Annotated in this window: 23 protein-coding genes and 1 tRNA gene; 8 read left to right on the top strand and 16 right to left on the bottom strand. The window is 57.5% G+C overall.

What is annotated here, in order from left to right:
* Positions 1-6: 6 nt before the first annotated feature.
* From QE435_RS06320 to QE435_RS06310, 3 genes are all read right to left on the bottom strand, one after another.
* A complete protein-coding gene (locus tag QE435_RS06320) occupies positions 7-840 on the bottom strand; it encodes a carbohydrate ABC transporter permease (RefSeq protein WP_349040649.1) in 834 nt (277 codons plus the stop codon).
* Positions 837-1,805 carry a sugar ABC transporter permease gene (locus QE435_RS06315; RefSeq protein WP_306928494.1) on the bottom strand — a complete coding sequence of 323 codons (969 nt, stop codon included), beginning with the start codon at positions 1,803-1,805 and terminating at the stop codon, positions 837-839. The genes QE435_RS06320 and QE435_RS06315 overlap by 4 nt, the downstream gene beginning before the upstream one ends.
* A gap of 63 nt (positions 1,806-1,868) precedes the next feature.
* On the bottom strand, positions 1,869-3,137 hold the full coding sequence (locus QE435_RS06310; RefSeq protein ID WP_349040648.1) for an ABC transporter substrate-binding protein: 1,269 nt from the start codon (positions 3,135-3,137) through the stop codon (positions 1,869-1,871).
* A gap of 259 nt (positions 3,138-3,396) precedes the next feature.
* Here QE435_RS06310 and QE435_RS06305 point away from each other — a divergent pair, with 259 nt between their 5' ends.
* Positions 3,397-4,413, top strand: a complete 1,017-nt coding sequence (locus QE435_RS06305) for a substrate-binding domain-containing protein (protein ID WP_349041142.1) — start codon at positions 3,397-3,399, stop codon at positions 4,411-4,413.
* Positions 4,414-4,629: 216 nt separating this feature from the next.
* On the opposite strand, the gene QE435_RS06300 is transcribed toward QE435_RS06305, so the two are convergent.
* From QE435_RS06300 to argH, 4 genes are all read right to left on the bottom strand, one after another.
* Entirely contained in the window at positions 4,630-7,323 is a 2,694-nt protein-coding gene (locus QE435_RS06300) for a TIGR02302 family protein (RefSeq protein WP_349040647.1), read from the bottom strand.
* Positions 7,324-7,485: 162 nt separating this feature from the next.
* Complete coding sequence (gene lysA, locus QE435_RS06295) at positions 7,486-8,754, bottom strand: diaminopimelate decarboxylase (RefSeq protein ID WP_349040646.1); 1,269 nt, start codon at positions 8,752-8,754, stop codon at positions 7,486-7,488.
* A gap of 12 nt (positions 8,755-8,766) precedes the next feature.
* On the bottom strand, positions 8,767-8,961 hold the full coding sequence (locus tag QE435_RS06290; protein ID WP_306928501.1) for a lipoprotein: 195 nt from the start codon (positions 8,959-8,961) through the stop codon (positions 8,767-8,769).
* Between the two features lie 106 nt (positions 8,962-9,067).
* Positions 9,068-10,468, bottom strand: a complete 1,401-nt coding sequence (gene argH / locus QE435_RS06285) for an argininosuccinate lyase (RefSeq protein ID WP_349040645.1) — start codon at positions 10,466-10,468, stop codon at positions 9,068-9,070.
* A 22-nt stretch (positions 10,469-10,490) separates the two neighbouring features.
* Here argH and QE435_RS06280 point away from each other — a divergent pair, with 22 nt between their 5' ends.
* Complete coding sequence (locus QE435_RS06280; protein WP_349040644.1) at positions 10,491-11,159, top strand: TlpA disulfide reductase family protein; 669 nt, start codon at positions 10,491-10,493, stop codon at positions 11,157-11,159.
* Here QE435_RS06280 and QE435_RS06275 read toward each other — a convergent pair whose 3' ends face one another.
* From QE435_RS06275 to QE435_RS06245, 7 genes are all read right to left on the bottom strand, one after another.
* A complete protein-coding gene (locus QE435_RS06275) occupies positions 11,160-12,041 on the bottom strand; it encodes a 3-hydroxybutyryl-CoA dehydrogenase (protein WP_306928505.1) in 882 nt (293 codons plus the stop codon).
* 164 nt (positions 12,042-12,205) lie between these two features.
* Positions 12,206-13,135 carry an electron transfer flavoprotein subunit alpha/FixB family protein gene (locus QE435_RS06270; RefSeq protein WP_349040643.1) on the bottom strand — a complete coding sequence of 310 codons (930 nt, stop codon included), beginning with the start codon at positions 13,133-13,135 and terminating at the stop codon, positions 12,206-12,208.
* Positions 13,136-13,158: 23 nt separating this feature from the next.
* A complete protein-coding gene (locus QE435_RS06265) occupies positions 13,159-13,905 on the bottom strand; it encodes an electron transfer flavoprotein subunit beta/FixA family protein (RefSeq protein WP_349040642.1) in 747 nt (248 codons plus the stop codon).
* 182 nt (positions 13,906-14,087) lie between these two features.
* Positions 14,088-14,864, bottom strand: a complete 777-nt coding sequence (locus QE435_RS06260) for a rhomboid family intramembrane serine protease (protein ID WP_349040641.1) — start codon at positions 14,862-14,864, stop codon at positions 14,088-14,090.
* 29 nt (positions 14,865-14,893) lie between these two features.
* The gene (locus QE435_RS06255; RefSeq protein ID WP_349040640.1) at positions 14,894-15,481 is read right to left on the bottom strand and encodes a cob(I)yrinic acid a,c-diamide adenosyltransferase; all 588 of its coding nucleotides are present in this window, start codon (positions 15,479-15,481) and stop codon (positions 14,894-14,896) included.
* 1 nt (position 15,482) lies between these two features.
* Positions 15,483-15,680 (bottom strand): twin transmembrane helix small protein, encoded by a 198-nt coding sequence (locus QE435_RS06250; protein WP_062423947.1) that lies wholly within the window; start codon positions 15,678-15,680, stop codon positions 15,483-15,485.
* A 94-nt stretch (positions 15,681-15,774) separates the two neighbouring features.
* Entirely contained in the window at positions 15,775-16,608 is an 834-nt protein-coding gene (locus QE435_RS06245) for an SDR family oxidoreductase (RefSeq protein ID WP_349040639.1), read from the bottom strand.
* Between the two features lie 172 nt (positions 16,609-16,780).
* On the opposite strand from QE435_RS06245, the gene QE435_RS06240 reads away from it, so the two are divergent.
* Positions 16,781-17,689 (top strand): YihY/virulence factor BrkB family protein, encoded by a 909-nt coding sequence (locus QE435_RS06240; RefSeq protein ID WP_349040638.1) that lies wholly within the window; start codon positions 16,781-16,783, stop codon positions 17,687-17,689.
* Here QE435_RS06240 and gluQRS read toward each other — a convergent pair.
* Complete coding sequence (gluQRS, locus tag QE435_RS06235; protein WP_349040637.1) at positions 17,660-18,541, bottom strand: tRNA glutamyl-Q(34) synthetase GluQRS; 882 nt, start codon at positions 18,539-18,541, stop codon at positions 17,660-17,662. The two genes, QE435_RS06240 and gluQRS, sit on opposite strands and share 30 nt — an antisense overlap.
* Before the next feature lie 53 nt (positions 18,542-18,594).
* On the opposite strand from gluQRS, the gene QE435_RS06230 reads away from it, so the two are divergent.
* A complete protein-coding gene (locus QE435_RS06230; protein ID WP_349040636.1) occupies positions 18,595-19,239 on the top strand; it encodes a DNA-3-methyladenine glycosylase 2 family protein in 645 nt (214 codons plus the stop codon).
* 99 nt (positions 19,240-19,338) lie between these two features.
* On the top strand, positions 19,339-19,896 hold the full coding sequence (locus QE435_RS06225) for an HNH endonuclease (protein WP_349040635.1): 558 nt from the start codon (positions 19,339-19,341) through the stop codon (positions 19,894-19,896).
* A gap of 296 nt (positions 19,897-20,192) precedes the next feature.
* Here QE435_RS06225 and QE435_RS06220 read toward each other — a convergent pair whose 3' ends face one another.
* On the bottom strand, positions 20,193-20,708 hold the full coding sequence (locus QE435_RS06220; protein ID WP_349040634.1) for a disulfide bond formation protein B: 516 nt from the start codon (positions 20,706-20,708) through the stop codon (positions 20,193-20,195).
* Between the two features lie 325 nt (positions 20,709-21,033).
* Here QE435_RS06220 and QE435_RS06215 point away from each other — a divergent pair.
* The 3 genes from QE435_RS06215 to QE435_RS06205 all read left to right on the top strand — a co-directional run bounded on the left by QE435_RS06215 (position 21,034) and on the right by QE435_RS06205 (position 23,282).
* Positions 21,034-21,118, top strand: a tRNA-Leu gene (locus tag QE435_RS06215).
* Between the two features lie 141 nt (positions 21,119-21,259).
* Positions 21,260-22,102, top strand: a complete 843-nt coding sequence (locus QE435_RS06210) for a glycosyltransferase family 2 protein (protein ID WP_349040633.1) — start codon at positions 21,260-21,262, stop codon at positions 22,100-22,102.
* A gap of 52 nt (positions 22,103-22,154) precedes the next feature.
* On the top strand, positions 22,155-23,282 hold the full coding sequence (locus QE435_RS06205; RefSeq protein WP_349040632.1) for a DegT/DnrJ/EryC1/StrS family aminotransferase: 1,128 nt from the start codon (positions 22,155-22,157) through the stop codon (positions 23,280-23,282).
* Positions 23,283-23,288 lie beyond the last annotated feature (6 nt).

The following is a 23,288-nucleotide window of genomic DNA, read 5'->3' as shown; positions in this document are numbered from 1 at the left end:
TTTCTCCTAGCCTTTGACGCCACCGGCGGTGAGGCCGGAAATGATACGTCGCTGGAAGATCAGAACGAGGATGACGAGTGGGACGGTGACGATGACAGAGGCCGCCATGATCGTTCCCCAGGGAATTTCGAACTGGGAGCTTCCGGAAAGAAGGGCGATTGCCACCGGAACCGTGCGTTGCTCGTTCGATGAGGTGAAGGTGAGCGCGAACAGAAACTCGTTCCAGGCAGCGATGAAAGCGAGAAGCCCTGTCGTAACCAGCGCCGGCCACATCAGCGGCAGGAAGACCTGCGTGATGATGACCCATGGCGAGGCGCCATCGACGATCGCCGCCTCTTCGATTTCCACCGGCAGATCCCGCATGAAGGTCGTCAATACCCACACCGTAAAGGGCAGCGTGAAGATCATGTAGGAGAAGATCAGCGCCAGTGGCGTGTTGAACAGGCCCGCCCAGCGGATCAATTCGAAGAGACCCGCCAGCACTGCGATCTGCGGGAACATCGATACCGAAAGGATCGTCAGCAGCAGTAGAGCGCGTCCCCGGAAGCGAACGCGGGCAAGCGCATAAGCCGCCGTGACCGCAAGAAGCAGGGATAGCGCCACGACGCAGGTTGCCACCATCAGCGAGTTGCCGAGATTGCGCAGGAAGCTGTCATTGGCCAGCACGTCGGCATAGTTGCCGAAAGAGAATGCCCTGGGCAAATAGTTGATTTCAAACAGCGCCGTACCGGATTTGAGGCTCGTCAGGATGGCGTAATAGAAGGGGAACACGGCCACTATAATGATGATGGCGACGAGCGCATAAAAGGCGGTGTTTTTCAGAACCGTCATTGCCGTCATCTTGCGCCTCCATCGGTGTTGACGCGGCCAAGCCACATATAGACGATGGTGATCGAGGCGATGATGAGAAACAGCATCGTCGAGACAGCAGCCCCATAGGCGAACTTGTCGAAGTCGAAGAGGTTTTCGCGTGCCAGCACCGACAGGGTGCGCGTCTGCGCATTGTTGGGCGTCAGGATGTAGATGAGGTCAAAGACGCGCATCGCATCCAGCATGCGGAAAATAACAGCGACCATGAGTGCCGGACGGATCATCGGAAGCGTAACGCGCAGGAAAACCTTGATCGGATGGATGCCATCGACCTTGGCGGCCTCATACATATCTTTCGGCACCATCTGTAGACCTGCGAGAATGAGCAACGCCATGAAGGGCGTTGTCTTCCACACATCTACAATCAGCACGGCGGTCATTGCCGTTTCTGGATTGGCTGTCCATGCGATTTTCTGGCTGATGAGGCCAAGGCTCAGCATCATGTCGTTCAAAATGCCGAACTGGTCGTTCAGCATCCAGGACCACATGCGTGCCGAGACGATCGTGGGAATGGCCCAGGGAATGAGGATCGCGGCACGCACGAGGCCTCGGCCCTTGAACTCGGCATTGAGCACCAGCGCAACGATGAGACCGAGCACGGTCTCAAGCGACACAGAGAGGATGGTGAATTTCACCGTGTTCCAGGCAGCGCCCCAGAAAACCGGATCTGCCAAGAGGCCACGATACACGGTGCGGCCACTGCTGAGCGTAATCCACGAAATGTAATTCTTGAGGCCGACGAACTCGGCGTCGGAAAGGTTGGTCAGAGAGGCGTCCGTTAGGCTGAACCAGACGGTTCTGACGAGAGGCCAGCCCGCGACAAGAGCGAGCACGAGAAAGGTCGGGGCGAGGAACAGCCAGGCTGAGCGCAGCCGCTCCGACTGCAGGTCGGAGCCGACCATCGCCGCTGATCGATCAGGGACAGTTGTTTTCATGAGAGCTTCCACCGATTGGACAGGGGGCGAAGCGGCAAGACGTGCCGCTTCGCGTTCACAGTGTTACCAGGCACTGCCCTTGAGATCGGTCAGCTCGACTTCGAGAAGCTCGAGGTTTTCGGCAGCCGAGCCGGAGCCAGAGAGGGTGTTGTGGACGGCACCCCAGAACTTCGACGAGACCTCGTTGTATTTCACCTTGGTTGCCGCTGACGGACGCGGAACGGCCGTCTCGAAGATCGGCTTCCACTGCGGCATGAAGGGTTGCGCGGCCGCGACATCCTTATCGTCATAAAGCGCAGCAATCGTCGGCATATTGGAAAGCTCTACAGCCCGCTTTTTCTGCGTTTCAGCAGAGGTCAGGAACTTGACCAGCTCGATGGCTGCATCCTGGCTCTTCGAGTACTTCGACACAGCCACGTTCCAGCCGCCCAGGGTCGAGGCAGGCGCCTCACCCTCTACACCCGCTGGCAGCGGCGCGACGCCAAACTTGCCCTTGATGGCGCTATCGGCGCCATTGCCAAGAGCATAGGCATAGGGCCAGTTGCGCATGAAGACGGAATTACCGGTCTGCCAAACGCCGCGCGCCTCTTCCTCCTTATAGGCCAGCGCGCCCTGGGGCGAGATGGTGCCGATCCAGCTCTTGGCCATGTCGAGAGCGGCAGCGGCCTTTTCGTTGTTGATGCTGATATCGCCATTGGTCTCGACGATATGCCCACCGCCAGCAGACGCCACCCATTCAAGTGCGTTGCAGGTCAGGCCCTCATAGGCGCTGCCCTGGAACACGAAGCCCCAGAGATCCTTCTGGCCAGCTGCACGCTCCTTGTCCTGAATTTCCTTGGCAGTCTCGGCCATCTCCTTCCACGTCTTCGGCGGCTGCTTGCCGTATTTATCGAGCAGATCCTTGCGATAGAACATCGCTGGCGCGTCGGTATACATCGGCATGGCCACGAGCTTGCCATCGACCGTCTGCGACGCGACCACGGACGAGAAATGCTGGCCGATCACGTCCTTGGCCGCCGCCGTCAGATCGACGAACTGGTCGGCAAGCTGTGGTGCCCAGACGATATCCGTCTGGTAGACGTCCACGTCCGTGTTTCCGGCTGCAAGCCAAAGACGATACTGGCTGAACTGTTCGCTGGACGATGGCGGCATCGTCACGAGCTTTACCTTATGGCCACTCTGTTTCTCGAATTCGGCCAGCCGCTCGCGAATGAAGTTGAGATTTTTGCCGGTGGAATTGGCCGCCATGGCAATCTCTGCTGCCTGCGCGGATGCAGCAAAAGCCAAAAGGCTGCCGCATAGGAACAAGGCCCTTTTAGAAAAGTTCGTCATCATTCTCCTCCCTCTGAAACTTTGACGATGCATAAATTGAAAACGCTTTCAATTTTTTGAAGCTTACAATTCCTCTTCAACCTGTCAATAGGTCATGAAATGGGATTCTCAAGCGCTATTCTCTGTGCAGTGCACCAACGATGAAGAAACCTATGGATTCCAACGCTTCATCTACATTTTCTAATTTTAAATCGCTTTCGATTTTTGTTGCTTGAAAAATTCGATCTGAGCTAGCATGCAGATGAAAACGGCGGACATCATGAAGCTCAAGGAATTCGCAGAACAGGTTGGCCTTTCTCCAACGACGGTCAGCCGTGCACTTGGAGGCTATCCGGAGGTTCGTCAGGAAACCCGCGAGCGGGTGATGGAGGCTGCGCGCAGACTTGGCTATCGCCCCAATGCCAATGCCGTGCGGCTTGTGACAGGACGCGCAGGCGCCATCGGCGTGGTCATGGGCCGCAGCGGCGGCGGTCACTTTTTTTCCGAATTCATGGGCGGCATGGCCGCACGCCTGGAAGGACAGGAAACCGATATTCTCGTCAGCGTCGCCATCGACAACAATCTCGATGAGGAACTGGCAATCTTCAACCGTCTGGCGGCAAGCGGCAAGGTGGATGGCATCGTCGTCCATTCACCCCGCCCTGCGGATGAGCGCATCGCTCTGCTCCACCGGCTCGGCGTTCCCTTCATCGTCCATGGTCGATCGAAGACGTCCTTCCCGCATGCTTGGCTCGATATCGATAATCGCGACGTCACCTATTGCCCCACCATCCATTTTCTCGAACGCGGACACCGGCGCATTGCACTGATAAATGGACCCAAGGGCCGAACATTCGTCAACGACCGCGAACAGGGTTTCAGCGACGCGCTTTCGGAATACGGGCTCTCGCCCGACCCGAAGCTGATGATGAACGAGCATTTCAGCGAGGAAACAGCCTTTCGATTCGCCCGCGCGCTTCTGGAGCAGCCATCCCGCCCCACGGCCTTCGTGGCCGGCGCGATGATGACGGCTCAAGGCGTCTATCGCGCCGCAACGCAATTGGGTCTCGTCATCGGCAAGGACGTGTCTGTCATCGCTCATGACGACGTATTTCCCTACCTGACCCCGGAGAGCATGCTGCCGCCGCTCTCCACCACACGCTCGTCCATGCGGATGGCGGGCATGCGCGTGACCGAACTTCTGCTTCAAATCATCTCCGGCAGGCCAGTGCAGGAATGCCAGGAATTGTGGCCGGTGGAACTGATCCTGCGTCAGTCCACAGGCGCGCCCGCTTGACAGGCAACGGTGCGCTTACCGCTTGTTCTGGAGCGATGTATGTCCTTTAGAACGCTTGAGGTCTCTGAGACGACGCATCTGCCCGCCATACAACCCGTGACGGTTTCAGGTCTGATGTTTGCCGAGATTAAATCACTGCCAGGCGAGTGGCGGAGTGCGTCACCGATATATGAGAGCCCGCCTATCCTGCCGCCATTGAAGCCGGATAAAAAGCGCCTACTGCTGAATATCAAGCAATCGCTCGAGATAGCGGCGCTCCACATCCGCAGGCGGATTATTGCCGAGCTTCTCACGGATCGCTTCAAGAATTTCACGCGCACGCTGCACGTCTATCTCATCCGGCACCCGAACCTGTGAATCACCGAAATCAGGGCCGGAATTGGCGCGTGGACGGCCAAGCGGATCGCGGCCGTTCTGGTCGCCCTGCCCCATCATACCCTGCTGACCTTGGCCCGGCTGCTGGCCCTGCTGGCGCATGGCCTGCATGATCTGGCCCATCATATCCTGTGCGCCTTGGCGCAGCGCATTCAGCGCATTGCCTTGGCCTTCGACAGCCCGTTCGCCCCGGCCCTGACCCAGCGCTTCACCGGCGCCCTTCATTTCCTGCTCGGCCTTGCCGAAATTCTGCCCCGGCTCCATGCCGAGATCGCGAAGGCCCTTTTGAAGATCACCGAGCTGCTTGCCCAGTCCCTCCTGCTGCTGACGCAGATTTTTCAAGGCGTCACGAAGCTGTTGGGCTGTCATCTGATCGGGGTTTTGTCCTTGCCCGTTCTGCTGCTGGCCCTGCTGCTGTTGACCCTGCTGGCCCTGTTGCTGGTCGCCGGGCTGCTGCTGGCCGTTTTCGCCCATCTGCTGCTCGCCGCCCTCTTCGCCCTCTTGCGGATCGCCGCGCTGCATGCGGTCGCGTAGCGCCTGATCGAGCTTGAAGGTCTCGTCCATCAGCTTCTGCTGCTGCTGCATGATCTCGCCCAGCTTGTCGATCTGCTGGCGCAGCTGGCTGTTTTCCTGCTGCTGGCCCTGCTGACCGCGCTGCGGCCTGCCGGCCTGCAGGTTGTTCATCATGCGCTGCATCTGCGACAGCATTTCCTGCGCCGCATCGCGGTTGCCGGAGCGGGCAAGGTTCTCGATCTGGTTCATCATGTTTTCCAGATCGCGTTGGCGCAGCACGTTTTGCGCCTGCTGGTTCATATTGCCCTGCGGCGCATTCTGCATGCGTTGCGCGAGTTCCTTCATGAACTCGTTCATTGCCTCGCGAAGCTCCTGCATCAGCTTGGCAATTTCCTCATCCGGCGCCTTGCGCTCCAGTGCCTGAGAAAGGGCATCCTGCGCATCACGCAAGCGCTTTTCCGCCTGAGACAGATCGCCATCCTCGATGCCAAGCGCAATTTCCCAGAGGTAATCCGCGGCGTCCTTCAGCATCTCCTCATTGTAGGCAAGCTTCATACGCGTCTGCGCCGATTGCAGCAGAAGATAGTGCGTCTTGTTGGGAATGGTCTCTTCCGGACGCAGGCTGACCGCCTCGTTATAGGCGATCGCCTTCGGCATCTGGCGCGTGTCGAGCGAAAAGATCTGACGCTGTTCGGCAACCGAGGCCGCAAGCGGCTCGGAAAAATTGCGCCCTGGTAGGATCATCTCCTGCGGCGGGCTCTTGCCCACTTGCCCTGCGCCATCCGTTGCCACCAGCGTGATCCGGACGCGTTTTCCCGCCATCGGATGTTCGGTCAGATTGCGGCTCGTCACGCCCTTCATGTCACGCGGGTTTTGGCGGGGAAGATCGAGCTTGTATTCCGGCGGCGGATAAAGCGGCGTCGCGCCAGCCTGAACGTCGAGAGGCTCGATCACGGCATGGGCTTCACGCACGCCATAATCGTCCTTGGCGGTAAAGCCGATCTCCAGCGCGCCATTGGCTGCCCTGCGCGGCAAATTGTCGAAGGCGATGACCGGTGGCTTGTCCGGGATGATATTGAAGAACCAGGACTGGCCGTTGGCCTCGATCGTCCCGCTTTCCTTGAACTCCATGATAAAGGTCCGGGGCGCAACAATGGCCTGCCCCTCTGGGCTCGGTTGCGGCGGCGCGGCTGCGACTGTCGCCTTATCCTGTGCCCCATCCGGCGTAAGCTTTTGCAACGCGCCGGCCTCGTCTGGCTCGAAAGTAACCTCTTCCTGGCCCGCCCCGCCCGTCATGCGGATCGTCAGCTTGGAGGATTGGGGAACGGAGACCGCATCGGCACGATCGGCGTTCTGGCTGGTGAGAAAAATCGGCGCCCGACCGGTATAGGATGGCGGCGTCACCCAGGCATCGAGACGGATATCCGGGTTCAGCGGCCCGGAGGCCGGACGGCTGCGAAATGCGTCGGCAATGCTGCCTGCACCGTTCGAATAGGAAAAGCCGAATGCGGCAACGAGGAGCAGTGCCGGGATGGCACGGAGCGCCATCCGGTCGTGACGGGCTATATCCGGCCGCGGCAAACCTGCATCGAGTGCGGCGATCCGCTCGGCCATGCGCGTCTGGTGCTCTTTCCACAGAGCACGCGCAATCGGGGTGTCGAAAGCGGGCTCGTCTTCCTGCACGCCGACCGGTTGGTGCGGAAGACCGTTACGTTCTTCCAGCAGGCGCGACGCCTCTTCCTTCGAAGGCCAGCGCAGACGCGCAATCGGCAGGAGTGCGCTAAGGAACGTAAAGACGAGGATAAAAACGACCGCCCAGCGCAACAGGTCTGGCATCTGCCGGAACAGGCCAAACCAGCCAAGCGAAAGAAACACCGCGGCGATCGAGAGAGGCAGAAGCGTTTTCGGCGCAAGGCGCTCGGCAAAGAGGACGAGCTTCGCAAAGAACCGCTTGGCTGCCACGCGCCGTGCCAGCTCGGGTCTCTTGTCGAAAGCGCCTTTTCCGCCTTGCCTGGTGGTCATCAATCCGTTCTCCCGGTCTGGCCACACGATCTCGCAATTGCCGCAGCCGCGAAATCTCTCAGTGCAACAGCGTGCAGGATACCATTGTTTGTGGCGAAGACGAGGGCAAGCCAGCACTTGCCCCGTATTTTTCCTGCTGGTCGCCTAATCGTGATTGCAATGTCAGTCGAGCCAGGCGGGCACGGAGTCGAGCGCGATCAGCTCTTCATAGGTGCCGCGTGGGCGGATAACATGGAACTGGTCGCCGTTGACCAGCACTTCCGGCACGAGAAGACGCGAATTGTAGGTGCCAGCCTGCACCGCGCCATAGGCACCGGCGGAGCTGACGGCAATGAGATCGCCCGGCTCAGGTGCTGCCATCTCGCGGTCGAGCGCCAGATAATCACCCGTCTCGCAGACCGGTCCCACGACATCGGCCTTGATCCGCGCCGCATCGGCCGGAGGCTGCACGACGGGACGGATGCCGTGATAGGCTTCATAAAGCGTCGGACGGATGAGATCGTTCATCGCCGCGTCCACGATGACGAAAGCCTTTTCGCCGCCGTCCTTCACATAGAGGACTTCGGTCACGAGGATACCGGCATTACCGACGATCAGGCGCCCCGGCTCGGTGACAATCTTGCAGTTGAGGCTCTTAAGCTCATTCTTGACGATATGCGCATAGGCATCCGGCAGCGGCGGCGGATTGTTGTCGTCCTTGTAGGGAATGCCCAAGCCCCCACCGATATCCACATGGCTGATCCTGTGGCCGTCTGCACGCAAAGATTCCACCAACTCGCGCAGAAGCCGGAACGCATCTTCGAAAGGCTGCAGTTCGGTGATCTGGCTGCCGATATGCATGTCGATGCCACTGACATCGATACCGGGAAGTGTTGCGGCATGGGCATAGACCGCCCGTGCCCGCCGGTAGGAAATGCCGAACTTGTTTTCCTTCTTGCCGGTCGAAATCTTGGCGTGGGTCTTGGCGTCGACATCCGGGTTGATGCGGAAGGAGACATGCGCCTTCTTGCCGGCCTTCACCGCGCGCAGATTGAGAACCTCGAGTTCCGGCTCCGATTCCACGTTGAAGCAATAGATGCCGGCCTCAAGCGCCAGATCCATTTCAGCCGGTGTCTTGCCGACGCCGGAAAACATGATGCGGCTTGCCGGGACGCCAGCGGCCAGTGCGCGACGAAGCTCGCCGCCTGAGACGACGTCGATACCCGCGCCAAGCTTTGCCAGTGTCTTCAACACCGCCTGGTTCGAATTGGCCTTCATGGCGTAGCAGACCATCGCATCCACATCGCTGAAAGCTTGCGAGAACACCTTGTAGTGACGCTCGAGCGTCGCCGTCGAATAGACGTAAAACGGTGTCCCGACAGCCTTGGCGATTTCAGGCACGGGAACGTTTTCGGCGTGCAGCACGCCGTCGATGTAATGAAAATGGTTCACGGCTGTAATCCGTTACAGAAGCTTGTCGAGGATGAAGGGGCGTTCCGGTGTCTTTTCCACCTTGTTGCTGGAGCGCTGGTTACGCTGCTCGACTGGCGTGTTTGGCGCATCGAGATCGCCCTTGCGGCCGCAGCTGGAGAGAGCAAGACCTGCGGCGAGCGCCACGCTAACCGGAATGATGATACTGCGAGAGGTTTTAAAGAGCATGGACCCGTCCAAAGGAAATCTTGCATCTCTGATACCGAAAAACAGGGCGCTTGTGCACCCTGTTTCTTGTGATGGTGGCGTAACGCCAGATTGATCGGTCGCTCGATCAGTTGCGAGCGCGCCACCAGGCAATCTGCTTGCGCACTTCTGACGGCGCCGTACCGCCGAAGCTGGTGCGGCTTGCGACCGACGCCTCGACCGACAGCACGTCGAAGACGCTGGCGGTGATCGCCGAATTGATCGCCTGGAGTTCCTCAAGAGAGAGATCGGCGAGATCACAGCCCTTTTTCTCCGCAAGTGCCACAGCATGGCCCGTGACGTGATGCGCATCGCGGAATGGAAGGCCCGCTTCGCGCACCAACCAGTCGGCAAGATCCGTCGCGGTCGAGTAACCGGAACCGGCAGCGGCGCGCATGCGATCGGCTCGCACTTCCAGATCGCGGATCATGCCGGTCATGGCGGCAATCGCAAGCTCAAGGCTTTCGGCTGCATCGAAGACCTGTTCCTTGTCTTCCTGCATGTCTTTCGAATAGGCGAGCGGCAGACCCTTCATAACGGTCAGCAATGCAATCAGCGAGCCATTGATGCGGCCGGTCTTGGCGCGCACCAGTTCCGCGGCGTCGGGATTCTTCTTCTGCGGCATGATGGAGGAACCGGTCGAGAAGGCATCCGACAGACGGATAAAGCCGAATTGCGGCGTCGACCAGATGACAATTTCTTCCGCCAGGCGCGAAAGATGGGTGGCGCAGATCGACGCGATCGAGAGAAACTCCAAGGCAAAGTCGCGGTCCGACACGGTGTCGATGGAGTTGCGAGTGGGCTCACGGAAGCCGAGTGCAGTCGCCGTCATATGGCGGTCGATCGGATAACCGGTGCCAGCGAGGGCCGCAGCCCCGATCGGGCTTTCATCCAGATGCTCGATGGCATGGCGAACACGGGCGCGGTCGCGGCCAAACATTTCGACATAGGCCATGCAGTGATGACCGAAGGTGACGGGCTGAGCTGTCTGTAGGTGTGTGAAGCCCGGCATCACCGTATCGGCATGCTGCTCGGCACGGTCGAGGAAGGCCGCGATCAATGCGCTCAACATGCCTTCGGTCTTCTGCAGTTCTTCCTTGACCCAAAGGCGGAAATCGAGCGCCACCTGGTCGTTGCGCGAGCGCGCCGTGTGCAAGCGTCCAGCGGCGGGTCCGATCAGATTGGCCAGGCGAGCTTCGATGTTCATGTGAATATCTTCGAGCTTGCGCGAAAACTCGAAGGTACCGGCCTCGATTTCTGACAGGATCGTGTTCAGACCCTCGATGATCTTGTCTTTATCTTCGGCGGAAATAATGCCTTTTGCAGCGAGCATGGTGGCATGGGCGATGGAGCCGCGAATATCCTGGGCGTAAAGCTTCTTGTCGAAGCCAATGGAGGCATTTATCTCTTCCATGATGGCTGAGGGACCGGAGGCAAAGCGTCCGCCCCACATCTGGTTGGAGGATTTTTGTTCTGCGCCGTCAGCCATTGTGCATGCCCTGGAGTATTCGATGACAGAAAAAAGACCTTTCAGACTTCCTTCCGCCAGACTTGTTGCAATTGCCGCCATCGCCGGCATTGTCAGCGGCGGGGGAGTGGTGTTGTTCAGGCATATTGGGTCTGAAGCACAGGTTCAAGGGGCAGCGGTGGCGGATGCGGCTTTATGTGAGGGCGCTGCCAAGCGCATCGCCAGCATCGAGCCTCTGCTGAAAGGCCAGATCGCAGCGATGGCGCCGACCGAGAAGCCCCGCGTCATTCCGCTTTCGTTCAAGTCCGCCGAGGGCACCGCGATGACGCAAGCGGATATCAAGGGCAAGACCGTTCTGCTGAATCTCTGGGCCACATGGTGTGTGCCCTGCCGCGAGGAAATGCCGGCTCTCAACGCCTTGGAAAAGGAAAAAGGCAGCGATGCATTCGAGGTCGTAACAATCAACATCGACAATGGCGAGGATGATAAGCCGAAGGCCTTTATGAGCGAATACAAGATCGATTCGCTTAAGCTTTATCGCGACAGCTCGATGGGTGTCTTTAATACGTTGAAGAAGGAAGGCCTTGCCTTCGGCCTGCCAGCCACCCTGCTTCTGGACGACAAGGGCTGCCTGCTGGCCTCGATGAACGGCCCCGCTGCGTGGGATAGTCCCGATGCGAAGGCGCTGGTGACTGGAGCCACGCAGCCCTGATCAGCGGGTCGGGACCGGAATCTCGCCGCGATAATCATAGAAACCGCGGCCCGATTTACGGCCAAGCCAGCCTGCTTCGACATATTTGACCAGCAATGGACAGGGGCGATATTTGCTGTCGGCCAGGCCGTCATGCAGCACCTGCATGATCGAAAGACACGTGTCGAGACCGATGAAGTCGGCAAGTTGCAACGGACCCATGGGATGGTTGGCCCCGAGCTTCATGGCCGTATCGATGGCTTCCACCGTGCCGACACCTTCGTACAGCGTATAAATCGCCTCGTTGATCATCGGCAGAAGAATGCGGTTGACAATGAAGGCGGGGAAATCTTCTGCAACAGTGATCGCCTTATCGAGCGAGCGGACATAGTCCTTGGCAGTATCGAAGGTCTTTTCGCCAGTCGCGATGCCGCGCACCAGTTCGACGAGCTTCATCACCGGCACGGGGTTCATGAAGTGAATACCCATGAACTGCTCCGGACGGTCCGTTGCAGAGGCCAGGCGGGTGATCGAGAGAGACGAGGTATTGGTAGCAAGCAGGGCTTCTGGCTTCAGCACTGGGCAGACCTGCGCGTAGATCTTGCGCTTCACCTCTTCGTTTTCCGTGGCAGCCTCGATGACAAGATCCATGGCCGCAAGATCGTTCAAATCGGAAGAGCCGCCGATCAGGCCGAGCGCAGACTTGCGCGCATCGTCCTCTAGCTTGCCGTTGGAGACCTGTCTCGCCAGATTGCCGTTGATGGTGGCAAGCCCAGCTTCAATCCGATCCTTCGACACGTCGTAGATATGCACCTTGTAGCCTGCCAGAGCAGACACGTGCGCAATGCCGCAGCCCATCTGACCGGCTCCGATGACACCGATGTTCTTGAGTGGGGCTGTCATGCATATATCTCCTGTCAGGTTCGTCTCAGCGCTGATTACATCCAAGCGCGTCTCGGTCTCTTAGACTGACCCTGTTGCGCGTCAGGTCTTCGTTGTTGCGCATATTGCCACAAAACGAAAGCGGCGCGTCGGTAAAAACGCGCCGCTTCCTATCATTGCGGTTATCAGATTGTTTTTTCAAGCTCTGGAAGGGCTTCGAACAGGTCTGCGACAAGACCGTAATCGGCCACCTGGAAGATCGGTGCCTCTTCGTCCTTGTTGATGGCGACGATGACCTTCGAATCCTTCATGCCCGCCAGATGCTGGATGGCACCGGAAATGCCGCAGGCGATGTAAAGCTGCGGTGCAACCACCTTGCCCGTCTGGCCAACCTGCCAGTCGTTCGGCGCATAGCCGGCATCGACCGCAGCGCGCGATGCGCCAACGGCAGCACCCAGCTTGTCGGCAACCGGCAGAATGACTTCCTTGAACTTCTCCGAAGAACCGAGCGCGCGACCACCCGAGATGATGATCTTGGCGGAGGTCAGTTCCGGACGGTCGGAAGAGGCAAGCGCGTCCGAAACGAAGGAGGAAACGCCAGGGTTCTCCGCCGCCGAGACGGCTTCGACGGAGGCAGAGCCGCCAGCCTGAGCCGGAGCAAAGGATGCGGTACGAACGGTGATCACCTTCTTGGCGTCGGTCGACTGAACCGTCTGGATCGCGTTACCGGCATAGATCGGACGCTTGAAGGTGTCGGAGGAAACGACGTCCGTGATTTCGGAAATCTGCGCCACATCGAGAAGTGCTGCCACGCGTGGCAGCACATTCTTCGCCGAGGCCGTCGCAGGGGCGATGATCACGTCATAGGATGCCGCAAGCGAAACGATCAGGGCAGCCAGCGGCTCGGCCAGCTGGTTGGCATAGGATGCGTCGTCGGCAAGCAGAACCTTGGACACGCCGGAGAGCTTCGCAGCTTCATCGGCTGCTGCCTTGGCGCCGGAACCGGCGACCAGCACATGCACGTCACCGCCAATCTCGGTTGCCGCCGTCAGCGTCTTTGCCGTCTGGTCGGAAAGGGTTGCATTGTCGTGTTCTGCCAGAAGAAGAATGGCCATGGTTTATCTCCCTTTCGCTTTCCTTAGAGGACGCCGTCAGCTTTGAGCTTGGACACCAGCTCAGATACGGATCCGACCTTGACGCCTGCCTTGCGGCCAGCGGGCTCTTCGGTTTTCAGAACCTTGAGGCGCGGCGCGATATCGACGCCGAAATCGGCTGGCGACTTCTTGTCGAGCGGCTTCTTCTTGGCTTTCATGATGTTCGGCAGCGACGCATAGCGCGGCTCGTTGAGACGAAGGTCGGTGGTGACGACGGCGGGAAGTTTTAGCTCGACAGTCTGGAGACCACCATCCACTTCGCGCGTCACAGCAACCTTGCCGTCAGACGGCTCAACCTTGGAGGCAAAGGTGCCCTGACCCCAGCCGAGAAGCGCTGCCAGCATCTGGCCGGTCTGGTTGGAATCGTCGTCGATCGCCTGCTTGCCGACAATGATGAGACCAGGGTTCTCCGCCTCGACAACACCCTTCAGCAGCTTGGCAACCGCCAGCGGCTCCACAGTCTCGTCGGTTTCGATGAGCACGGCACGATCGGCACCCATCGCGAGCGCGGTACGCAGCGTCTCTTCGGCCTTTGCAGGACCGATGGACACGACGATAACTTCCTCAGCCTTGCCAGCTTCTTTCAGGCGCAGCGCTTCTTCAACGGAGATTTCGTCGAAAGGGTTCATCGACATCTTGACGTTGGCAAGCTCTACACCCGAGCCATCCGCCTTGACGCGGATTTTCACGTTGTAGTCCACCACACGCTTTACTGGGACAAGGATCTTCATCGGCAGCCTTCTTTCAACTCCTGACCATAAAGCGCATACGCCAAACGGTCCTCCTGACAATCAAGTTGAGCCATGGATACGCATTTTTCCAATGAGATCAACGGAACAATGCTCATGACGCGATGCACTCACGAAATATCTTACGTTGACGTGAACGTAAATACTCGCTCTCAGAATAATTTTCACGGAATGCTGTCGGATGGCCGTTCCGTTTGCGACACGCCAGCGTCTTGCAGCACATGATTTTTATGCCGGACTGCCCGGGGCGTGACCAGCGTTCGATCAAACAGTGGAACGCCGCTTCGACGAAAGAAAACGACGAGGATGGCCCCTGTCACGATGCCACCGACGTGCGCCGCCCAGGAGACGCTTTCTTCCGGGTACAAGAGCAACATGACGAACTGCTGGCCAACCCACAAAACCAAGGGAATAAAGGCTGGAAGCGGCACCGGAATGCGCATGAAGACCAGCACCCAGACCCGCACACGTGGATGCAGCAGAAGGTAGGCGGCGACCACACCGGAAACAGCGCCGGATGCCCCGATCAGCGGCCCTTGAGATTGCGGCGCGATGAAGCCGTGAAACAACGCACCGGCGGCGGCGCAAGCAAGATAGAAGATCAGGAAGCCGAGATGGCCAAACGCATCTTCGACATTGTCGCCGAATACCCAGAGAAACACCGTGTTGGAAGCGAGGTGCCAGAAGCTCAAGTGAAGAAACGCATAGGTGAAGATCGTGGCATCGGTCGGGACCAGCACCAGCGAAGGATCGAGAGACGCATAATCGAACAGAACGGCGGGAATGAAACCAAGCCCCAAGACTGCAGCGCTCGCCTGCTGCTCGCTCGAAAATGCACCCACGACGAGCCAGACAAGAATGTTGATGCCGATCAGCGACAGCGTCACGTATTGCAGCTTGATGTGCTTCAGCGAGTTCGCATCATGCAGCGGAATGAACATGGAATGCGACCTCTACTTCTACGCTCGACTTAGCGATTCTTTCCCGGGACCCAGAGGATATCCGCCTTTATCGCGTCAGCGTTGTGATTGGCAAAACGCGCGGCGACGAAGAGAAAATCGGAAAGGCGATTGATGTATTTCAATGCCGCGGGGCTGACAATCTCGCCTTCCATCTTAGCAAGCTCCACGATACGCCGCTCCGCCCGTCTGGATACCGTGCGTGCCAGATGCAGATACGCTGCCGCAGCCGAGCCGCCGGGCAGGACGAATGATTTGAGATCGGACAGCGTGTCGTTTAAGGCATCGATTTCCTTTTCGATGCGTGAGACTTGCGATTCAACGATCCTCAACGGCTCGTAAGACAAGGGCTCGCCATCATCGGGCGTAGCCAGATCCGCGCCGAGGTCGAAAAGATCGTTCTGAATGCGAGACAGCATGGCGTCGAGTTCGGGAAGGTCTGTCGTATGAAGGCGCGCCATGCCGATGACCGAATTTGTCTCGTCCACATCGCCGTAGCTTTCTACCCGAAGATCATATTTTGCCCGGCGCGGACCGGAGACCAGAGCCGTGGTACCGTCATCGCCGCTCCGTGTATAAATCTTGTTGAGTTTTACCATATCAGCGTCCGCCTCCTGTCAACCACAAGGTTAGCATGATCAAAACAATCGCCACGGCCTGAAGAATAAGCCGTAGCTGCATCAGCTGGTTGGAACGGTTGGCATCGGTCCCCTTCAGCATGTTGAAAAGACCGCGAATGAGAACCAGCACGACCAGCCCCATGACAATGACCGCAAGCACGGTGGTAAAGCTGGACATCCTATTGCCTCCCTAAGCATGTCGCGCGCACGTGTTCAGCGGTTTGCGATAATGACCACTGCAAAGCGTTCTAACGGATGAGACGGCGATTTAGCTAGTCGAACTTGCGTAGAAGTCTGTAAAATAGAGAAGCTGGTAGAAGTCGCTTCAGTAACACACCCTGCTTTGCCGGCCGAGTGACGATGTAGTGCGGCTTTGGACGACGCGCCGTCAAAGCGTGATGCAATTCCTTGTACACCGCTTCAGGGCCAAGCTTATGCTTGTTGACCGGCCCGCTGCCATCAAGCCGGGCAAGCTGGCGTCGATAGTCCTGCGCATGCACCGAATTCTCGGTATCGATATTGGCCTTGATATGCTTCAAAGCAGTCGCCGTAAAATTCGAGGCGATCGGGCCGGGCTCGATAAGGCTGACATGAATGCCACTGCCCTGAAGCTCCATGCGCAAGGTGATGCCGAGCCCCTCCAAAGCAAATTTCGATGCGTTGTAAGCGCCGCGATATCGATAGGGCACGAGGCCGAGAATGGAAGAGCAATGGACGATTCGCCCCTGCCCTCGTCTGCGCATGAATGGAATGACACGGCAGGTCAGGTCGTGCCAGCCGAAGACATTGGTCTCGAACTGCTGGCTCAGCACCTCCACAGAAATGTCTTCCACCGCGCCAGCCTGCCCATAAGCGCCATTGTTGAAGAGCGCATCGATACGGCCGCCCGTGCGGGCTGCGACCTCATCCACCAAAGCGGCAATGGTTTCCGGCCGGGTATAGTCCATGATCAGCGCCTCGATGCCCTGACCTTCCAATGCCGCCATATCCTCAGTTCGGCGCACCGTGGCGAAGACGCGCCAGCCATCACGGTGAAGCGCGCTGGCGCAATAAGCACCAATCCCGGTGGAGCATCCGGTGATGATGATGACGGGCCTTTCAGACATGGTATCCTCGACTCTTCAACAAGCAGGTATAGAAGCTTGCGTCCCGTTGAATAGCGCACAATTCTTATCGATAAAATGGAACCGATGCACGGCCTTGGGCGCTATACACTTCAAACCCTATTTTCCATATTTCATTGCACGTTACGAATGAAATGCTGATCAAGGAGGTGATATGGCTGCCGCTTTAAGCCTCGCCCGCAAGGTTGCCTTCGACGCCTATATCCACTTCGCCGAGGATGACGGCTGGGCGATGGCAAGCCATGTGGCACTGTCTGGCCTGTTGGCGCTCTTTCCCTTCCTGATTTTCGGCACTGCACTGGCGAGTTTCCTCGGCGCCGATCAGTTCTCGGAGACGGCCGTTCATCTGATCTTCGATACCTGGCCGGAGGCCATTGCCGGGCCGCTCGCAGCGCAGGTTCAGCAGGTTCTGACGATACCGCGTGGTGGCTTGCTGACGATCTCGGTTCTGGCAGCGGCGTATTTTGCCTCGAACGGCGTGGAGGCCATCCGCATCTCGCTCAACCGCGCCTATCGCGTCACCGAAACCCGGTGGTGGTACGTCACACGTTTGCTCAGCCTCTTTTACGTCGTGCTCGCCGTCATCATTTTTGCCGGCATCAGCATCGTGCTGGTTGCCGTTCCCGTCGCGTTGAAATTTGTCGAAACCCGCTCGCCCCTTCTGACCGAGGTGTTGCAGACGATTTCCAATCTCGGTCTCTACGGCACTATCGTGGTTTTGACCGCGGGCCTGGTTGCCGCGCATCTGTGGCTGCCAGCGGGCCGTCGCAAACTGTGGGACGTCTTGCCTGGCATTCTGCTGACGATGATCTTCTGGATCATCGGGGCGGCCATCTTTGCATACTACCTCGCCACCTTCGCCAACTATGCCGCCACCTATGCCGGTTTGGCCTCTGTGATGATCGTCCTCGTCTTCCTCTACATGATCGGCGTCATTTTCATGCTGGGGGCGGAGGTGAATGCGGCACTGATGAAGTACCGAGTGCGCCGGGTGGTGAAGGCGGGCATCCGTACTGGCAGCCTCAGACGGGCACTAGAGGCCGACGAGGCTGCGGATATCTGACGGCGTAAGCCCCGCCTGACGCAAAACAGCCAGCCCTGTGCTGCCTTCGCTCTTCGATAGCTTCCGCCCATCCACGCCCAAGATAAGGCGGTGATGATGATAATCCGGCACGGGCAGATCGAGCAGCGACTGCAGCAGACGATGCACGGAGGTGGCGTGGTAGAGATCCAGCCCGCGCACCACTTTCGTGACGGCCTGAACCGCATCGTCGATGACGACAGACAGGTGATAGCTGGATGGGGCATCGGATCGTGATAGCACCACGTCGCCCCACGCCGCCGGGTCCGCCTCGACGCTAGAATCGCTGCCCTCACCCGACTCGCGCCAAACGAGAGGCGCAGAAAGCTGCTCCAAGGCTTTATCCATATTAAGCCGCCAGGCATGTTTTGCATCTGAGGCGAGCAAAGCTTCGACGTCTTGAACGTCTCTTGTCTTGTCCAACGGAGGATAAAGCGGCGCCCCATCCGGATCGCGCGGCCAGCTTCGACCGGTCGATTCGTAGTCCGAGACAAAGGCCTTGATCTCTCCCCGGCTCATGAAGGCCGGATAGACCAGCCCCATCGCGATCAGACGATCAAGTGCTGCACGATATTGCGAAAAATGCTCCGACTGCCGCCGAACCGGTTCCTCCCAATTCAAGCCAAGCCAGCGCAAATCCTGATAGATGCTCTGTTCGAAGGCAGGGGTACAACGCGTCAGATCGATGTCTTCGATGCGCAACAGAAAGCGCCCACCTTGCGCGATGGCCATGTCATGGTTCAGGAAAGCTGAAAGCGCATGCCCCAGATGCAGCGAGCCGTTCGGACTGGGCGCGAAGCGAAAGACTGAGTTTTGACGAAGGGGTAAAGTCATGGTGTCTTCTGCCACGTTTTGCGGCGAGCTGTCATTAAGAGCTGGGTTCTAAGATGAAGATCATCCAATCAACGGCCGATATAGATGAGGGCGTGTCCGCCCTTCGCCTGATCGATCCCCGTCTGGAGCCGGTGATCGATCAGGCGGGGTCTATCCCACTCAGGCTGAATGAGGCGGGTTTTGCCGGATTGGCGCATATCATCGTTTCGCAGATGGTGTCTCGCGCCAGCGCCGATGCCATCTGGCGCCGCATGATGGCGGGAACGGGCGTGATGACGGCCGAGCGTTTTCTTGCCGTCGACGAGGCGACCCTCTCAAGCTTCGGCTTGTCGAATGCCAAACGGACGACACTCTTGTCACTCGCCGAGGCAGCCGCCGCAGGAGAACTGGATCTGATCGAACTCAGCCGCCTCGAACCAACCGTCGCGATGCAACAACTGACTGCCCTAAAAGGCATCGGTCCTTGGACGGCGGAGGTCTATCTGATGTTCTGCGGCGGGCACGCCGATATCTTCCCCGCGGGCGATGTGGCACTTCAGGCCGCCGTGATGCACGCATTCGCGCTGGATGTCCGTCCAAGCCGAAACGAACTCGCCGAAAGGGCGCGTTTCTGGTCGCCGTGGCAATCAGTCGCCGCGCGCATTTTCTGGGCCTATTACGCTTCGATCACGCGGCGCGATGCGCTACCGATCGCCTGAAATCCGCCTTTCTTTCCGCGCTTCATTTAGAGGCTTCACAATCCTGTAACAACGGACCTAATATACAGATGTAGATGCAGAATCGCTCAGGAGACGCCCTTGACGATTGCAGTTTCACCCCAGGCCCTGCCCGCGCTCGTCCTGAACGCAGACTATAGGCCACTGAGTTATTATCCCTTGTCGCTCTGGTCCTGGCAGGACGCGATCAAGGCAGTCTTCCTCGACCGTGTGAACATCATCGCGGAGTATGACCACGCGGTGTGCTCTCCTAGTTTTTCGATGCGATTGCCGAGTGTCGTCAGCCTCAAGACCTATGTCCAGCCGACGCGAAACCCCGCCTTCACCCGCTTCAACGTCTTCCTTCGCGACAAGTTCGAGTGCCAGTATTGCGGGTCCCGCGAAGACCTCACCTTCGATCACGTCATCCCCCGCGCCCATGGCGGAGAGACGACATGGCAGAATGTCGTGGCGGCCTGCTCGCCTTGCAACCTGAAGAAAGGCAGCAAGCTACCAAAACAGGCCGGCATGTTCCCGCACCAACATCCCTACCAGCCAACCGTGCAGGACCTACACAACAACGGGCGATCCTTCCCGCCGAACTACCTGCACGAAAGCTGGATGGACTATCTCTACTGGGACACCGAATTGCAGCCCTGATTCTTTCTGAGGACTGCCTCCGACGGCAAAGGTAGACGCGAATTCCGTGACGCTCGTGACCTCCGAGCGGCCAAAGCGGCGTGCAACGGCTACAGAATCGGCATCGGCCCGAAAGTCGAAACTGATTTTCGGAAAGTACGATGCGTACGGTCTCAGAGATCGAGCGTCCTTTGCACGTCTAATGAGACGCACGGCGCTCTAAAGCTTGTGGCGATAATGGGATCCACACGTAAAGCTTAGAGCGAACCGCAAGCTTCAAACATCGCGGCGCGCTGTAAGTCCGTATCTCGCTTTGATCAAACGCTTTTACGGCTCGCACCCCAAAAGGCGATGCCGGCAAGCACTGCGCTTGCGATCACGTTCCAGCCTGCAAAGGAAAGCCCCAGAACACGCAACGCTGCTTCGTTGCAGGACGGTGCCTTGATGGCGTTGAGATCATTCAAGAGATTGCCGGCATTGGTGGTAATCGACGGTGCGCCGGTCGCACAGGTCGTCGGACCCGGCCAAAAACCCCATTCAACACCCGAATGATAGACGCCAAGCCCGAGCCCAATGAGCATGGCGATGCCAATCAAGACAAGCAGTAAGCGCGTGAGCGCCACCGGCAGCTTGAAGATGCTGGCGAGAATGGCAAGAACGCCGACGGGGATCGCGTAATAGTACGGGTCACGCTGCAGCAGACAAAGCGCGCACGGCGTATAGCCACCAATATGCTGAAACCCCAACGCCGACCCAACGGTGAAGATCATGCCCGCCGTGACGAGCAACGCCGAAACCGTCCGGCTTTTTTCTGCTGAAACACCTACGCTCATGATCGTCCTCATAATGCCAAATTCTGCAAACCACTTGAACACGCATAAACTAAGGCACATCGCTTCGCAGAAGGTGCAGCAACTCCACGAACGAGGCCTCACAAGCCTCAAAGCAAACGGCGCGAACTTGAAGGATCACGCCACGCTGGAAGGCGAAAAGCCCCACCGCTCTAATCCAGTCGCACCCGAACTGCAATCCTGAGAGTCTTCGCTCGCACGGCAGACAAGCAAAGTTTCATCAAACGCGGTTTTCAACAAAAACAGGTTGACCAAAGACCCGTGGTTCGTGTAGTCCGCCGCATACCAACCGACACGCTTCGGAGTTGCCCCTTTGGCGGAATTGGTAGACGCGCCTGACTCAAAATCAGGTTCCGAAAGGAGTGCTGGTTCGATTCCGGCAAGGGGCACCAATTAATTTTTCAAGTGCCGAAAACGCTGTTCATTCACTCTTTCGGGTCGTGTTTAGGTGGAAGCCTGAAAAGGCATTTTGATTTGGACGCCGATCTAACATAAATCACAAAAAACAGCGGGATATACGCCGAGGACAGTGAATGCCCACCATCAGTATCGGACTACCCGTCTATAATGGAGGGGATCATCTCAAGACATGCCTGGAATCGATACTGGCGCAGAGCTTTCAAGACTTCGAAGTCTTCATTTCTGACAACTCTTCGACGGATAACACGCAACAAATTTGCGAGCATTTCGCGCGGATTGATAATCGTATCACGTATGTCAGGCAACCTGACAATATCGGCGCAGCGAGCAACTTTCGGTTTGTGTTCGAACGAACATCATCACCACTGTTCAAGTGGATGGCTCACGACGACTGGATAGACGATGATTGGCTTTCCCAGCTTGTACCTGCAGCAATAAAAGAGCAAGCAATCGTCTTTGGCCATCTCCAAATGATAACGTATCAAGGCGAGATGATGGCCCACCAAGCCAATGGTCGAGCGATGCAATATGCAGGAAGCCGATTGTGGCGGCAGTTGGCATATGCAATGGAGCCTGCCAACCTCGGTAAAGCAAACGTGATTTACGGGATCTTTCCCAGACACGTGGTCACTAACAAAAGTTTTGAGATTTTTTCCGGTTATGGCGCGCCTGGCGACGTGATGATGTTAACCAATTGCCTTGAACGAGTTCCAGTTCTTTCTATTGGTGCCAGCCGGCTCTATAAAAGAGCAGCGCCTGTTAAGACTGCCGGAACGCAAGGAGAGCGTCGACCATCAATTTTTGAGCGGACGATGCTTCGGCAATTTATGGCCCTTGGCCCGTTATCTTTCAAACTAAGCTACTTATCTCTTTATCCAGTCACCCTCATGCGCATGAAGTTCGAACGGAAGCTGCGTCGTTGGGTGAGCAGGCTTTCTCGGGGAGGCCGCAACTGACGTGGCCCGCCTTCCCAGGCGACTGGCGCAACAAATATAGAGACGTTCTCAAATGACCAGAATTTTCTACACGAAGCCTTCCATTACCGATCTCGAAAAGAAATATGCGGCGGATGCCGTGGATACCGGATGGGGCGCCAAATGTTATGATTACATAAATCGCTTCGAAGCACTGTTTGCAGACTACCTCGGAGTCAAATACGCCATCGCAACATCAAGCTGCACAGGAGCGCTGCAAATGGGTCTGGCAGCGCTCGGAGTCGGCAAGGGGGACGAGGTTATCCTCGCGGACACGAACTGGATCGCGACAGCCGCTCCCATATTACACCTTGGCGCAAAACCAATTTTTGTTGATATACTTCCAGACACTTGGTGTCTAGATCCGGCACAAGTCGAGGCGCGAATTACACCTCGAACGAAAGCGATCGTGGCGACCCATATCTACGGCAATCTATGCGACATGGACGCTCTTCTTTCGATAAGCGAGAGATACAAGATTGCTGTCATCGAGGATGCCGCAGAGGCAATTGGCTCATCAAATCGAGATAGAAAAGCCGGTTCGATGGGCCTTTTCGGTACCTTCTCTTTCCATGGGACCAAAACCGTCACAACTGGTGAAGGCGGCATGTTCGTCACGAACGATGCAGAACTTTTCGAAAAGGTGCTGACTCTCAGCAACCACGGAAGAGCGCGAGGGCAAACAAGACAATTTTGGCCGGACGTGATTGGCTTCAAATTCAAAATGTCAAACGTACAAGCGGCAATAGGATGCGGTCAAATTGAGCGTATCGAAGAGCTTGTAGGTCGTAAAAGAGAGATCCTTAGCTTATACAAAGATAAGCTCGGCACTCTTTCAGATGTATTTTTAAACCCGGAGCATGCTGAGACAATAAATGGAGCTTGGATGCCGACAGTCGTCCTTTCTGAGAGACTGGGTATTACAACCAAAAATCTGCAAGAAGCGTTTCAAGAGGCTGATGTTGATGCGAGGGTTTTCTTTCATCCTCTTTCCAGCTTGCCGATGTTCGAAAAGCACTGTGAGAACGCCAATCTCTACAATTTGAATGCGTGGAGTATTCCGCAACGAGCGATCAATTTGCCCAGCTACCACGATATGAGCTCCGATGACATCGACCGAGTATCGAATGTAGTGCTTGATTTGGTGTCTCGCCGCCGGTAACAGAGC

This window comes from Agrobacterium sp. SORGH_AS 787 (genome assembly GCF_030819035.1).
In the GTDB taxonomy this organism is placed as follows: domain Bacteria; phylum Pseudomonadota; class Alphaproteobacteria; order Rhizobiales; family Rhizobiaceae; genus Agrobacterium; species Agrobacterium larrymoorei_B.
This window is presented reverse-complemented; position numbering and strand designations above follow the sequence as displayed.

Coding starts and splice junctions, on each gene's coding strand:
- gluQRS (WP_349040637.1), bottom strand. CDS start 18,541: ATGACTTTACCCCTTCGTCAAAACTCAGTCTTTCGCTTCGCGCCCAGT.
- QE435_RS06280 (WP_349040644.1), top strand. CDS start 10,491: ATGACAGAAAAAAGACCTTTCAGACTTCCTTCCGCCAGACTTGTTGCA.
- QE435_RS06305 (WP_349041142.1), top strand. CDS start 3,397: ATGAAGCTCAAGGAATTCGCAGAACAGGTTGGCCTTTCTCCAACGACG.
- QE435_RS06315 (WP_306928494.1), bottom strand. CDS start 1,805: ATGAAAACAACTGTCCCTGATCGATCAGCGGCGATGGTCGGCTCCGAC.
- QE435_RS06300 (WP_349040647.1), bottom strand. CDS start 7,323: ATGACCACCAGGCAAGGCGGAAAAGGCGCTTTCGACAAGAGACCCGAG.
- QE435_RS06245 (WP_349040639.1), bottom strand. CDS start 16,608: ATGTCTGAAAGGCCCGTCATCATCATCACCGGATGCTCCACCGGGATT.
- argH (WP_349040645.1), bottom strand. CDS start 10,468: ATGGCTGACGGCGCAGAACAAAAATCCTCCAACCAGATGTGGGGCGGA.
- QE435_RS06250 (WP_062423947.1), bottom strand. CDS start 15,680: ATGTCCAGCTTTACCACCGTGCTTGCGGTCATTGTCATGGGGCTGGTC.
- QE435_RS06210 (WP_349040633.1), top strand. CDS start 21,260: ATGCCCACCATCAGTATCGGACTACCCGTCTATAATGGAGGGGATCAT.
- QE435_RS06265 (WP_349040642.1), bottom strand. CDS start 13,905: ATGAAGATCCTTGTCCCAGTAAAGCGTGTGGTGGACTACAACGTGAAA.
- QE435_RS06205 (WP_349040632.1), top strand. CDS start 22,155: ATGACCAGAATTTTCTACACGAAGCCTTCCATTACCGATCTCGAAAAG.
- QE435_RS06260 (WP_349040641.1), bottom strand. CDS start 14,864: ATGTTCATTCCGCTGCATGATGCGAACTCGCTGAAGCACATCAAGCTG.
- QE435_RS06240 (WP_349040638.1), top strand. CDS start 16,781: ATGGCTGCCGCTTTAAGCCTCGCCCGCAAGGTTGCCTTCGACGCCTAT.
- QE435_RS06310 (WP_349040648.1), bottom strand. CDS start 3,137: ATGACGAACTTTTCTAAAAGGGCCTTGTTCCTATGCGGCAGCCTTTTG.
- QE435_RS06290 (WP_306928501.1), bottom strand. CDS start 8,961: ATGCTCTTTAAAACCTCTCGCAGTATCATCATTCCGGTTAGCGTGGCG.
- QE435_RS06320 (WP_349040649.1), bottom strand. CDS start 840: ATGACGGCAATGACGGTTCTGAAAAACACCGCCTTTTATGCGCTCGTC.
- QE435_RS06220 (WP_349040634.1), bottom strand. CDS start 20,708: ATGAGCGTAGGTGTTTCAGCAGAAAAAAGCCGGACGGTTTCGGCGTTG.
- QE435_RS06255 (WP_349040640.1), bottom strand. CDS start 15,481: ATGGTAAAACTCAACAAGATTTATACACGGAGCGGCGATGACGGTACC.
- QE435_RS06230 (WP_349040636.1), top strand. CDS start 18,595: ATGAAGATCATCCAATCAACGGCCGATATAGATGAGGGCGTGTCCGCC.
- QE435_RS06270 (WP_349040643.1), bottom strand. CDS start 13,135: ATGGCCATTCTTCTTCTGGCAGAACACGACAATGCAACCCTTTCCGAC.
- QE435_RS06275 (WP_306928505.1), bottom strand. CDS start 12,041: ATGACAGCCCCACTCAAGAACATCGGTGTCATCGGAGCCGGTCAGATG.